Origin of the sequence: Sphingobium sp. B10D7B (assembly GCF_025961955.1) — a bacterium.
GTDB lineage: Bacteria > Pseudomonadota > Alphaproteobacteria > Sphingomonadales > Sphingomonadaceae > Sphingobium.
The window spans coordinates 1,928,439-1,941,256 of sequence record NZ_JAOQOQ010000001.1 but is presented as its reverse complement, the minus strand read 5'-3'; the positions used below and the strand labels follow the sequence as shown (position 1 = coordinate 1,941,256).

At 62.9% G+C, this 12,818-nt stretch carries 12 protein-coding genes and 1 tRNA gene; 9 read left to right on the top strand and 4 right to left on the bottom strand.

What is annotated here, in order from left to right:
• Positions 1-66: 66 nt before the first annotated feature.
• From M2331_RS09210 to M2331_RS09200, 3 genes are all read left to right on the top strand, one after another.
• Entirely contained in the window at positions 67-1,017 is a 951-nt protein-coding gene (locus M2331_RS09210) for a mechanosensitive ion channel family protein (RefSeq protein WP_181560003.1), read from the top strand.
• 34 nt (positions 1,018-1,051) lie between these two features.
• On the top strand, positions 1,052-1,351 hold the full coding sequence (locus M2331_RS09205; protein ID WP_181560002.1) for a hypothetical protein: 300 nt from the start codon (positions 1,052-1,054) through the stop codon (positions 1,349-1,351).
• Positions 1,352-1,722: 371 nt separating this feature from the next.
• Positions 1,723-4,137, top strand: coding sequence for a TonB-dependent receptor (locus M2331_RS09200; protein WP_181560001.1), 2,415 nt, complete (start codon positions 1,723-1,725; stop codon positions 4,135-4,137).
• Positions 4,138-4,279: 142 nt separating this feature from the next.
• On the opposite strand, the gene M2331_RS09195 is transcribed toward M2331_RS09200, so the two are convergent.
• Both M2331_RS09195 and pcaD read right to left on the bottom strand, forming a co-directional pair.
• Positions 4,280-5,290 carry an isopenicillin N synthase family dioxygenase gene (locus M2331_RS09195; RefSeq protein ID WP_181560000.1) on the bottom strand — a complete coding sequence of 337 codons (1,011 nt, stop codon included), beginning with the start codon at positions 5,288-5,290 and terminating at the stop codon, positions 4,280-4,282.
• Between the two features lie 138 nt (positions 5,291-5,428).
• Complete coding sequence (gene pcaD / locus M2331_RS09190; RefSeq protein WP_181559999.1) at positions 5,429-6,238, bottom strand: 3-oxoadipate enol-lactonase; 810 nt, start codon at positions 6,236-6,238, stop codon at positions 5,429-5,431.
• Positions 6,239-6,385: 147 nt separating this feature from the next.
• Here pcaD and M2331_RS09185 point away from each other — a divergent pair, with 147 nt between their 5' ends.
• Positions 6,386-7,285, top strand: coding sequence for an isopenicillin N synthase family dioxygenase (locus tag M2331_RS09185; RefSeq protein ID WP_181559998.1), 900 nt, complete (start codon positions 6,386-6,388; stop codon positions 7,283-7,285).
• A 129-nt stretch (positions 7,286-7,414) separates the two neighbouring features.
• Here the strand turns inward: M2331_RS09185 and M2331_RS09180 are convergent.
• Positions 7,415-7,491: transfer RNA gene (locus M2331_RS09180), tRNA-Pro, on the bottom strand.
• A gap of 303 nt (positions 7,492-7,794) precedes the next feature.
• Between M2331_RS09180 and yajC the strand changes: the two genes are divergently transcribed.
• The 5 genes from yajC (at position 7,795) to M2331_RS09155 (ending at position 11,830) form a co-directional block, all read left to right on the top strand.
• Complete coding sequence (gene yajC, locus M2331_RS09175; RefSeq protein ID WP_181559997.1) at positions 7,795-8,127, top strand: preprotein translocase subunit YajC; 333 nt, start codon at positions 7,795-7,797, stop codon at positions 8,125-8,127.
• A gap of 6 nt (positions 8,128-8,133) precedes the next feature.
• The gene (gene secD, locus M2331_RS09170) at positions 8,134-9,732 is read left to right on the top strand and encodes a protein translocase subunit SecD (RefSeq protein WP_181559996.1); all 1,599 of its coding nucleotides are present in this window, start codon (positions 8,134-8,136) and stop codon (positions 9,730-9,732) included.
• 12 nt (positions 9,733-9,744) lie between these two features.
• The gene (gene secF, locus M2331_RS09165) at positions 9,745-10,719 is read left to right on the top strand and encodes a protein translocase subunit SecF (RefSeq protein WP_181559995.1); all 975 of its coding nucleotides are present in this window, start codon (positions 9,745-9,747) and stop codon (positions 10,717-10,719) included.
• 34 nt (positions 10,720-10,753) lie between these two features.
• On the top strand, positions 10,754-11,134 hold the full coding sequence (locus M2331_RS09160; RefSeq protein ID WP_181559994.1) for an Mth938-like domain-containing protein: 381 nt from the start codon (positions 10,754-10,756) through the stop codon (positions 11,132-11,134).
• Between the two features lie 168 nt (positions 11,135-11,302).
• A complete protein-coding gene (locus M2331_RS09155) occupies positions 11,303-11,830 on the top strand; it encodes a hypothetical protein (RefSeq protein ID WP_181559993.1) in 528 nt (175 codons plus the stop codon).
• Between the two features lie 45 nt (positions 11,831-11,875).
• On the opposite strand, the gene M2331_RS09150 is transcribed toward M2331_RS09155, so the two are convergent.
• The gene (locus M2331_RS09150) at positions 11,876-12,811 is read right to left on the bottom strand and encodes a hemolysin family protein (RefSeq protein ID WP_181559992.1); all 936 of its coding nucleotides are present in this window, start codon (positions 12,809-12,811) and stop codon (positions 11,876-11,878) included.
• Positions 12,812-12,818 lie beyond the last annotated feature (7 nt).

Genomic DNA, 12,818 nt, shown 5'->3' with positions numbered 1-12,818 from the left:
ACTAAGCCACCGATTTGACATCCCGATAGCCGGCCCTCACGGTGCGGTCACTCCACAGGAGGCCATGTGGCTTTGAACGGCGCCGATGCACTGCTGACCCAACCCATCGCTTATATCGGGGCGTCCGGGCTCACCATCGGCGCGATCATCTCGGCCATCGTCGTCTTCTCGACGGCGCTGCTGGCGGTGTGGCTGCTCAAGAAGTTCGTGCGCCGCGCGCAGCAGACCATGGGGGAGGAGCGCTCCCACGCCATTCATATCGGCGGGCAGATTGCGCGCTATGTCATCGTCGCGTTCGGGCTTGCAGCGGCGGTGTCGGCGCTGGGAGTGGATCTGTCCGCGCTCTCCCTGTTCGCCGGTGCGCTGGGTGTCGGCATCGGCTTGGGGCTGCGCGATATCGTGCGCAACTTCGTGGGCGGGCTGGTGCTACTGTTCGACCGGAGCATCGAAGTGGGCGATTTCGTCGAACTGGAAGACGGCACCATGGGCGAGGTGCGCTCCATCGGGCCGCGCGCGACGGCGGTACTGACCAATGACGATGTCGACATGCTCGTGCCCAATGCCAATCTCATCGACGGCAAGGTGACCAACTGGACGCGCAACCGCATGACCCGCCGCGTCCATATCCCGTTTCGCACGGCCCTTAACGCGGACAAGGAGAAGGTGCGCGACGCCGTGATCGAGGCGGCCAAGGCCGTGCCGCTGACCTTGCCGGATGCCGGGCGCAAGCGCACGCAGGTCTGGCTCGTCGGCTATGGCGAGAACGCGCTCAAGTTCGAGCTGGTCGTCTGGCCCACCCTGTCCGCCGTCAAACGACCGGGGCGCACGCTGGCGACCTATTGCTGGGCGATCGACGATGCCCTGCGCCAGAATGCCATCGAAATCCCGCTGCCGCAGCAGGAAATCCGGGTGCGCGGCCTATTCGGCCAGGAGGGCGAGGCTGGACTGGACGCCTTGCGGCCGGGGCAGGGCGCGGCAACCGATGGGGCAGGGGCGCGTTCTTCCTCCGAAGGCTGAGGGCTTGGTCCCCGGCATTATAGGAGGCCTATCCATGACGCAGAGTCAGAAAACCCCGCCGCTGGACTTCAACGATCCCGACAAGGACAATGCCGAGCAGGATGAGAGCGGCACGCAGGCGCAGGATGTCGCCGCCGATGCGCAGGCCAATCCCTATCGCGGCGAGCCCGAAACCGAGCATGGCGGCAAGCCGAATCCCGCTCAGGTGATGCCCATCGATGCGCCGGACCTGGTGGACACGATGAACCAGATGGATCGCAGCGGCCTCATCGACATGGGCGCCTATGAAGGCGAGGAGAATATGGACGACGAGGACGGCTCCATCCCGGAATAGCGCCGACACCGTTTCCCTCTCTTGAGGATCGTCGCGGACGATCCGCCCGATCATCAAGCGCCCGAGCCGGCCACCGCCGGCTCGGGCGCTTCCCGTTTCCGTAGCGTCCGGACTGCGCATGGCTGCTCTTCATGCCAGCATGGCGCCCCTCCTTCGCGAGCACAGATGCGCATTTGCAACGCGTGTCGACAAGGCGCGGGGCGGTTTGACGTGGGTCAAAGCGAGCCGTGGCGCAAAGGTTACACCTGTGTCTCGAATGAATGATATGGCTGCCCTTTGGGGCAGTCGGGTCTTGCATTCAGTGAGTGCGGGCGCATTGAACATGCATGCCCATCCCGCAGGGCCAGCATAACAGAAACGGAAGAGAGAGAATGAAACGGATTTCCCTGTCCATCCAAGCGTCCATCCCCGCGCTGCTCCTCGCCTCGACGAGCGCCCTCGCCCAAACCCCGCAGGCCGCCCAGACAGCGACCGCCGCCGATGACGGCATGGAGATCATCGTCACCGCCCAGAAGCGCGAGCAATCGCTGCAAGATGTGGGCGCCGCCGTCAGTGCCTTGGGCGCCGACCGGATCGCCAGCGCTGGCGTCAACAGCATCTCTGACCTGCAGACGATCGTGCCGTCGGTGAACTTCGGCAGCGATTTCAATCAGGCGAAGATCTTCATTCGCGGTGTGGGTGCCAACACCTCGACCACGGGCAGCTCCACCGGCGTGGCCTTCCACGTCGACGGTGCTTACGTGGCCCGCGCCGAGGCCCAGCTCACCTCGCTCTTCGATCTGGAGCGCATCGAGGTGCTGCGCGGCCCGCAAGGCACGCTTTATGGCCGCAACGCGGTGGGTGGGTCGATCAACGTCATCACCGCCCGCCCGACGGACATCTTCTCGGGCTATGGCCGCATCGGCTATGGCAGCTACAATGCGTTGACGACCGAAGCCGCGATCAGCGGCCGGATCACCGAGGGCATTCGCGCCCGTCTGGCGATCAAGACCGAAAACCGCGACGGCTATGGCGTCAACCCGGTGTCCGGCAAGGATGTTGACGATCTCAACCGCCGCATGGGCCGCGCCTCGCTCGAGTTCGACCTTGGCCGTGAGGCGACGCTGCTAGTCTCTGGCGAATATTTCCGCCAGAGCGATGCCTCCGGCGCGATCCACTATCTGCGCGCATCCTTCCCCGGCGTGGCGCGTCTGGCGCCGCTCGGCGTGGGCGGCTATGCGACCAACCCGCGTGATCTCGCGACGGAATCCAGCCCGGGCACCGAGACCGAGACCTATGCCTTCACCGGCACGCTCAATGTGCCGCTCAACGATGCGCTGACGGTCACCAACATCGCCAACTATCGCTCCTTCAAGAGCTCGCTGTTCCAGGATCTCGATCTTTCGGCGGTGATCGACAGCCTGCCCACCAACGGTCAGGCGACCACGGTGCAGGAGCGCCGGATCGACAGCAAGCAGTGGAGCAACGAGCTGCGCCTTGGCCTGCAGTCCGAATGGGTGAACGGCACCATCGGCGTGTTCTTCTTCCATGAGCGCCAGCGGCCGATCGACAATGTCGGTCTCGCCAATCGCACCGGCATGGCGCAGAATATCGGCGTACTGCAGGCTGCGGGCATCGATCTGAACGAGGCCTATGGCCTGTGCGGTTACTCGCCCAACGGCGTGACCGGCGGCAGCAACATCATTGCTCCCAAGCGCGTCTGCACGCGCTCGAACCTGCTGACCGAGGCTTTCTCGATCTTCGGCCAGTATGAGATCGGCCTTGGCATGTTCAGCGAGGCGCTCTCGGGCCTCAGCGTGAAGCTTGGCGGTCGCTGGAGCAGCGAGCATGTGGAGTCGGAAAACCCCTCCATCATCATCACCCGCAACGGGGTGGGGCCGGTGCTGCGCTACACCGCCGCGGGCACGCATGTGGAGAAGACCTTCCGCGACTTCACGCCGGAAGCCGGGCTGGTCTGGAAGGCCAATCAGGACATCCTGCTCTATTACACCTATTCGGAAGGCTTCAAGGCCGGATCGGGTGAGAATGCCGCAGGCAGCACCACGATCGTCAACCCCGAGAAGATGTTCAACCATGAGGCCGGCATCAAGGCGAGCTTCGGCCGCATGCTGACCGTGAACCTCGCTGGCTATGCCTATACGTTGAACGGCCTGCAGCTGAACAAGACGATCGCCGGTGGACCGACGGGCTACACCACGATCTTCCAGAACGCGGCCAAGACACGCGCAAAGGGCATCGAGCTCGACGCGATGCTGCGCCCGATGCCCGGCCTGCGCCTGAGCGGTGCGCTCTCCTACACGGATGCGCATTTCGTCGACTATCTCACGCTCGATCCGCTCAACCCGGCCAATATCGCTGGCGGCACGCCCTACAATGCCGTGACCAACCCCGATCCGACGGCCTTCGGCGCCCCGAGCGGCGGCAACATCCAGCTCGCCGGCAACGACACGCGCAACAGCCCGCGCTGGTCGTGGAACCTGCACGGCGAATATGATGTGATCGCGCCCATCGGCACCTTCACGCCGAGCGTGGACGTCTCCTATAAGAGCCGCACCTACTTCAGCGAGTATATGCGCGAGATCGAGAGCAGCGCGGCCTACACCATGGTCGATGCCTCGCTGGCCTACGAGACTAACGACGGCCGCATCCGCGCGCAGCTCTGGGCCAAGAACCTGTTCGACGTATTCCGCCCGAGCAGCACCTTCGCTCTGGCGACAGGCCGCCTTCTCGGCGTGACCTGGCTCCCGCCGCGCACCTACGGCGTGACGGTCGGTTACAAGTTCTGAGGATTCACGCGGCGGCTAACCCCGCCGCGTGACCGGTTGAACCGATCAACATCGCGCCCGGCAGGCTCAGGCTTGCCGGGCGCGATTGCGTTCTGGCATCAGCCACACCGCGACCGTCCGTGCGTCGCGTGGCTCGCGGAGCCTATTTCTTGTCATCGAACGGTATGTAGACCGAAGATTTGTAGAACCGCCCAAGCAAGGCGCCGACATGCACCGGCGCAAACTTCGCTTCGCCGTCACGCGCCACCAATTCCTCCAGCGGTTCGACGACCACGTCGTGATCTGCATTCCAGAAGAAGGGGATTGAAAAGCGTTCGACATGGGAGGTGTTGCGCACGCGGTGGAGCGTCGAGCGATAGCGCCCGTTCGACCACCACATCATCATGTTGCCGATATTGACCGTAAAGGCTCCGGGGACCGGCGGGGCGGAAATCCAGCGCCCGTCCAGCGTCTTGAGTTCAAGCCCGCCAATCTCACCCTGGGCGAGGATCACGAGCGGACCTTCGTCGACATGGGCGCTCAAATTCTTTATTTCGTTGCCGGCCCCTTCGGGAAGGGAAGGGTAGTACATCAAGCTGATTTGCGAAGTGGACTTCTGGAAGTAGCGGTTGAAGCGGTCTTCCGGCAGATCCAGCCCTAAGGCGAAGGCACGGACCAATTCCTCTGCGAGATGCGACATCGTATCGTAATAGGTCATGCAATCCTTGTCGAAATTGTCGACCTTGGATGACCATCGGTTCGGTTGGTAAAAGGGATTGCCGGTTTTAAGCAGCGGGTCATCAGGGGCGAAATCCCGCTGAATGCGATACTGCTCGAAGACACGGCTGTTCGCGTTCAGATTCTCTTTATCGCCTGAATAAATCCACCCACGATTGAGTTGGTCGTTGACGCGGACTTCCTCCTTGTCTTCCATCGGTAAGTGGAAGAAATCGGCGGCCCTGTCGAAAACGGCCTGACGCGTCTCGGTCGGCACGCCGTGTCCGGTGAGATAGAAGAAGCCTATGGTGGCGCAGGCTTCAGCGATCTGTCGAGAGACTTCGCGCCGCGCCTCGGCATCCCCGAAGAGGAAGGGGGCAAAGTCGATCAGTGGAATTTCGGAAAGCTCGACAGCCTGCGCTATCAGGCGGTCTTCATCCTGAATCATATCGTCCATGCTCTGCTCACTCATCGTTGCAACTTGGCTGACCGATGCTCAAGGTGGCAGCTCGCCCGGCGAACCGGTAATGCTATTCTCGTCCGGTTTTCTTGCGCGAATTGCAACGCCTTGCGGGCGCAGGCGATGGGCGGCGCGTTATCGCTGAGCCGGATCGCGCGGCTCATTGCGCTGGATGTGGTTGAGAAGGGCTCTGGTAAAGGACTGCGGATCCTCCCGTGCAGAGATATGGCCTGCATCGAGCAATATGAGTTTCGCGCCGGGAATGCGGGATGCCAGCAACTCGCTGTCGGTGGGTGGCGTGGGCACATCGTTGCGACCCGTCATGACCAGGGTCGGTACCGTTATGGCGGAAAGATGGTCCGTGAAATCGCATTCGCGCAAAACCGCGCAGCAGCCCGCGAAGCCCTGCGCTGGCGTGACAAGGAATATCTCGCGGAACTGGGCGATTGTTGCCGGGTCTTGATCGCGAAACGCTTCCGAGAAAAAGCGCAGGAGTGACATATCCACCAGGGCCGCCATGCCGCGCGAGAGAGCGGTCTCGATCCTTTGTTGCCAGCCTTCAATGGTGCCCAGTCGGGCCGCTGTGTCGCACAGGGTCAAGCTGGCAAGCCTGTCCGGCCTGTTGAGTGCCAGCCACTGCCCCATCGTACCGCCGAGTGACAGTCCACAAAGGTGCGCGCGCTCGACCTCGAGGGCATCGAGGATCGCAAGCGCGTCCCCCGCAAGTTGCTCGACGGTGTAAGGCCCTTCGGGAGCATCGCTGGCACCATGGCCGCGAACGTCATAGCGAATGATGCGGTATCGGTCGTTGAGGGCCGCTGCTTGCCGGTCCCAGAGGGTCAGGTCGCAGCCAATGGAATGCGCGAAGAGTATAGCCGGGGCATCGCGCGGACCCTCCACCCGGACGTTGAGCCAGGTGTCATCGAAGGAAGGGATGAGTGGCATCGAGAACTCCTTCTCTTCCTCATGGCACATCGCGGCGTGACTGGGTGTTTCGAAGGACGTTCGGCGAGCATGCTCAATTGGCACAACCGGGCCTTAAAACAGGCCTTAAGTTCGTTGTCTTTGAAATCCGTCCGACGGAGTTCCCGAATGAGTGGCTTTGCGCTTCCGGTGATCGATCTTTCTGCAATGGAGAGCGATCACCCTGACACGAGGCAGGAGACTGTTCTCGGGTTGAAGGCCGCAAGTGTGCGGCATGGGTTCTTCTATCTTGTCGGCCACGGCCTTAGCAGCGAGCGGCTTGCGCTGGTGTTGAACTATGCAAAGGCCCTGTTCGCCCTGGATGAGGGCGAAAAACGCGCCATCACAAATGGATCTGCCCGTGGAGGACGCGGCTATGCGCGCATGGGCGGACGTACCAGTGAAGGTTTACCGCAGTATGCCCTGAAGGAAGAATATTATCTCGGGAGCGAGGCCGTGGACGAAGAGGCCAATCTCTGGCCGGACGGGGTGCCTGGCTTTAAGGCATTCATGCTCGATTACGTGGCAGACATGCATGATATATCGCGGCGGCTGATGGCCGGTTTCGCTCTTTCGCTCGATTTGCCGGAAGACTATTTTTCCGCCTTCTGCACCGATCCGGTCGCCGCGCTGCGGCTGGTCCATTATTCCGCTGGCGCCAAGGGGGCCGGAGCGCATTGCGACTTTGGGAGTTTGACCCTGCTTTTGCAGGATGAGGTGGGCGGCCTGCAGGTGCTCGATCAGGATGACGGCAGCTGGATCGAAGCGCCCCCGATGCCCGGAAGCCTGGTGGTCAATGTGGGTGATTTGTTCCAGCGCTGGACCAATGGTCGGTACAAATCGTCGGTTCACAGGGTCGTGAACATCACCGGTGTGGACCGTTATTCCGCGCCATTCTTCCTGACAGGCGCGCCACAGCAGGAAATCGCCTGTTTGCCTTCCTGCTTAGCTGAAGGGGAGGTGCCGCATCATCCTGCCACCACGGTGGCCGAACATATTCGGCGCAGCTTCGACGCGCAGGGCTTCTGACCCGTACTAGCTTGATGTGGCAATTCTGGATGTGTTGCGCTGAAGGGGCGCTGCGCATCAGCGCTGGCCCCACCTTCAACGGCGCAACGGGCCGAGCGATGGAGGGCTCTGAGCAATTTCTTGATTATTTGGTCGGGACGAGAGGATTCGAACCTCCGACCCCCACACCCCCAGTGTGATGCGCTACCAGGCTGCGCTACGTCCCGACCGGAGGTGCGCTCCTAGGCGTATCGCACGGAAGTTGCAAGGTCCGTTGGCGCCTCCTTGCGCATGATTTTTCATTTTGCTGGGGACCGGCAGGCGGGGCGGGGTGACGGGGCGATTGCTCGGGGCGCTTTGCTCGGCCGGCGCGCGGCGCGGCGGCAGCGCGGGGGAAGGGCGCCCGGCGATCTCGGTTGCCTGCACCGGGGCGATATGCTAGCCGCGCGCCCTTGAAACAGTGTGTGTGAGGCCGCATCTGCGGGGCGCGCTGTTCATCCATCTGCTGATTGCCCTGCTCAAGGATCGCAATGTTCACAACTTTTGCACTCGCCGCCGCTGCACCGGGCTCTTCCGGAATGGCCAGCTTCATGAGCTTCGTTCCGCTGATCCTGATCTTTGCGGTGTTCTACTTCCTGCTCATTCGCCCGCAGCAGCAGCAGATGAAGAAGCATCGCGCCAAGATCGGGGCGGTCAAGAAGGGCGATCAGGTCGTCACCGGCGGCGGCCTTGTCGGCAAGGTGACCCGGGTGGACGACACCTATGTGGATGTCGAGCTCGGCCAGGGCATTAAGGTGAAGGCGGTCAAGGCGACCCTGAGCGATGTCGTCGATCCGATGACCGCCAAGCCCGCGAACGACTGACGGGCCATGCTCGACTTTCCCCGCTGGAAGATCTGGCTCGTCCTTGTGGCGCTGGTCGTCGGCAGCCTGTATGCCGTGCCCAGCTTCCTGCCCGACCGGACCTATTCGCAATTGCCGAGCTTCATGCAGGCGCGCGTCAATCTGGGCCTCGACCTCTCCGGCGGCAGTCACATTCTGCTCGAGGCGGACACGAAGGACGTGGCGCGCCAGCGCATCCAGAATATCGAGGAAGCGATCCGCGTCGATCTGCGGCGGGCTGACAGCCGCATCGCCATTGGCGAGATGTCCACGCAGGGCGATGCGCTGCGCTTCATGGTGCGCGATGTCACGCAGGTTGACGCCGCTGTCGAGCGCATCCGTCCGCTGACGCGCGGTGCGGGGCTTACCGGCCAGCGCGATTTCGACGTGCAGGTGCGCGATGGCAGCACCATCGTCGTGACGCCGACCGAGGCCGGCATCAACGCAGCCGTCGAGAGCGCCATGGAAGTGGCGACGGAAGTCATCCGCAAGCGCATCGACGAGATGGGCACGCGCGAGCCGACCATCATCCGCCAGGGCAGCAATCGCATCGTCGTGCAGGTGCCGGGCCTTCAGGACCCCGCTCAGCTCAAGGATCTGCTCGGCCAGACCGCGCAGCTTGAGTTCAAGCTGGTCGACACGACGGCCAATCCGGCCGACTTGGCGCGTGGCATCGCGCCGGTGGGCAGCGTGCTTGTGCCGTATCCAGACAATCCACTCGGCCAGCCGGTCATCGCGGTGAAGCGGCAGACCATGGTGGCGGGCGATGAGCTGATCGACGCCCAGCAATCCTATGATCCCAAGACCAATGCGCCGGTGGTGAGCATCCGCTTCAATAGCTCGGGTGCCAACAAGTTCGCGCGCACCACGCAGCAGAACGTGAACAAGCCGTTCGCAATGATCCTCGATGGCACGGTGCTTTCGGCGCCCAACATCAACGAGCCCATCCTCGGCGGATCGGCGCAGATCAGCGGCAACTTCACCGTGGAAAGCGCCAACCAGCTGGCGATCGCGCTGCGCTCCGGCCAGCTTCCGGTGAAACTGACGGTGGTGGAAGAACGTACGGTCGGGCCGGATCTTGGCGCTGATTCCATCCGCAAGGGTATCATCGCCGGCGGCGTGGCAACGGCTGCGGTGCTGCTGATCATGGTCATGGCTTATGGCCGCTTCGGCATCTACGCGAACCTGGCACTGATCTTCAACGTGCTGATGATCGTCGGCATCATGGCGCTGTTCAATGCGACGCTAACCCTGCCGGGCATAGCCGGGTTCGTGCTCACGGTCGGCGCGGCGGTGGACGCCAACGTGCTGATCAACGAGCGCATCCGCGAGGAGCAGCGACGGGGGCGTAGCATCATGCAGACCGTCGAGACAGGCTATAAGGAAGCGCAGCGCGCGATCTTTGACGCCAACACGACCAACGTGATCGCTGCCGCTTTGATGTTCTACTTCGGCTCCGGGCCGATCAAGGGCTTCGCGGTCGTGCTCACCATCGGCATCTTCACCTCGGTCTTCACGGCCGTGACGGTGACGCGCCTGTTCGCTTCCTTCTGGCTGCGCAAGCGGCCGACGACACTGACGATCTGAGGCACAAGACCAATGCGCTTGCTCAAGCTTGTCCCGGACAACACCAACATCGGCTTCCTCAAGTGGCGCCATGTCGCCATGGCGATCAGCATGATCTCGATCATCGCGTCGATTGCTCTGGTCGCCACGCGCGGCCTCAATCTGGGCGTCGATTTCGTCGGCGGTCAGATGATGCGGGTTACCTTCTCGCAACCCGTCAATCTCGATGCGCTGCGCGGCACGGTCGACGCAGCGGTGGCCGGCGAGGTGAATATCCAGCAGTTCGGTTCGGCCCAGGATGTCTCCATCCGCACGTCGCTGCCCGAGGGCGGCGAGGATGCCGCGAACCAAGCCGCCGAGCGGCTCAAGGCGGCAATCCTCAAGAGTCACCCGGACGCCAAGTTCGGCAGCGTCGACACCGTGTCGGGCAAGGTCTCGGGCGAGTTGTTCCAGACCGGTGCCTGGTCGATGTTCTTCGCGATGCTGGCGATCTCCATCTACATCTGGTTCCGCTTCGAATGGCAGTTTGGCCTCGGCGCGCTGTTCGCGCTGTTCCATGACGTGGCGCTCACCTTCGGGTTGTTCGCGCTCACCCAGATGGAGTTCAACCTGAACATCGTCGCGGCCTTGCTGACGATCATCGGTTATTCGCTGAACGACACCATCGTCATCTATGACCGTATCCGCGAAAATTTGCGCAAATATCGCAAGATGGAGCTGGTTCCGCTGCTTGATCTCTCGATCAACGAGACGCTGGCGCGCACGGTGATGACCTCGCTGACGATCATCATCACGCTGGTCGTGCTGCTGCTCCTCGGGCCGGAAGTGATCTTCGGCTTCACCGCAGCGATGTTGTTCGGCATTTTCGTCGGCACCTATTCGTCGATGTACATGTCGGCACCGCTGCTGGTGTGGACCAAGGTCGGCTCGGACAGCTTCGTTGCTAAGGCGGGCGGTCAGGTGGCCGGCGCCGAGCGGACCCTCAAGAACGAGACGATGCCGCGCTGATCTCGCGGCATCCGTCGAGCGGGGAGGAAAGAGCGTGGAACTGCTCCGCGACGAGAAGCCAGCAGGCCCGGTTATCACCGGCTTTGCCGGGCGCGGCTTTCGCGTGCGCGATCATGTGTTCGACAGCGGCATCCTGATCGATCCGGCTGGCGTTGTCCCGTGGGACGCGCCGACGACGATCGACCAACTGACAATTGAGATGCTGCGCCCGATCCTCGATCTCGACCCGCCGGCGGAATTTCTCCTGCTCGGCACTGGATCCAGGCTGGTCAGGCCCTCAGCAGCGTTCGTCCGCGCCGTCGAAGCCATGGGGATCGGCGTGGAGGCCATGGACAGCCGCGCGGCGGCGCGCGCCTGGGGTGTGCTGCGGCAGGAAGACCGGCAGATCGTCGGCGCGCTGCTCCCGCATCGATGAGCAACTGACAGCCCGCGCCCGAAGCGCCGGGCATGACGCGAAATCTTAACCTCAGTCCGCTAGACCTGTTTCCAGGGTCAGAAAAGGCAGGAACAAAATCCGGCAACGGGCGTCCTGTACGGGTGAGGATGGAGCGTGATGGGGCAGCTCCTTATGTGAGTATGTCGCATGGCCGTCATCGCCGTTGATTTTGAAGCGTCCTGCCTGCCGCAATATGGCCGGTCTTTCCCCATTGAAGTCGGCATTGCCAGCACCGAAGGCTGGAGCCGCTCCTGGCTGATCCGTCCTCATGCGGACTGGGCCGACTGGCAGTGGAGCGAGGAAGCCGAGAGCCTGCACGGCATTTCGCGCGCGCAGCTTGAGCGCGATGGGCTGGACGCCCGCTGCGTCGCACGGCAATTGCGCGCGGCCGTGGCTGGGCATGAGGTGATTGCCGACAGCTATTTCGATGATGCGTGGTCGCGCACGCTCTTTGCTGCAGCGGGCGAAGCGACGCATCTGCCGATCCGCTGCCTCGCCGAGCTTCGCCTGTTTCATGATACGGATCGCACCGTTCTGACGCGGCTGCTCGACGCGGCGGATCGTCAGCGGGCGCGGCGCCACCGCGCCGAGGATGATGCGCGCTGGCTGGCACAGGTCATGGCAGGGCTGATCGCAGAGAGTGACATGGCCAGGCCAGCGGCGCGCGCCGCTTAGGATCGCGTTAGACCGGCCGCCGGCGAACCTCGCGGCGGCCTTGGCCTACTGCTCCAGATCGTCGGCCAGTGCCTCGGGCGGATGCAGGCGCACCCGCGCGACATGGCGCGGATTGGCTTCGACGATTTCGATGCGCCATCCGCTTGGTTCATGCTCGATGAACTCGCCGGTCTCCGGCACGCGGCCCGCAATCACGAACGCGAGGCCGCCGATGGTGTCGACGTCCGAATCGACCTCGGCAAGGCGCGGATCGATGGTCCGCGCGATGTCTTCCAATTCGGCGCGCGCGTCCGCATCCCACATGCCGTCTTCCAGCGGCACCAGCAGCGCCTCGGGTTCCTCGTCATGCTCGTCCTCGATATCGCCGACGATTTCCTCGACGAGATCCTCGATGGTCAGCAGCCCGTCCGTGCCTGAATATTCATCGAGCACGATCGCGAGATGGGTGCGCTTGGCGCGCATCTCGGCGAGCAGATCCAGCACGCCCATGCTCTGCGGCACATAGAGTGGCTGACGGATCAACGTCTCCAGCGACTCCGGGTGCGCTTCTCCGCGTGCCAGAATGGCGAAGGCATCGCGAATGTGGATCATGCCGGTGACATGATCGAGCGTGTCCTTGTAGACGGGGATGCGGCTGTGGCCGGCCTGAGCGAAAAGCGCCATCAGCTCCGTAAAGCTGGCATCCTGCGAAATGGCGATGATGTCCGCGCGCGGCACGGCGACATCGTCCACAGTATGCTCGCTGAAATGCAGCATGTTGCGGAGCATCTGACGCTCGATCGGGGTGAGGTCGCCCTTACGGGACGTCTCATCTTCCTGATCGTCATATTGCTCGATGACGCTCTCAAGCTCGTGCCTGAGGCTGGTCGATCCATTATCGCCGAAAAGCAGGGCTTTGAGGCCCTGCCATATTCGTCCGCCTTCGCTGCTACTACTACTGTCGCCCTCTTTGGAGGGGGACGGTGCGGATGTCTCCGACATCTTCTGG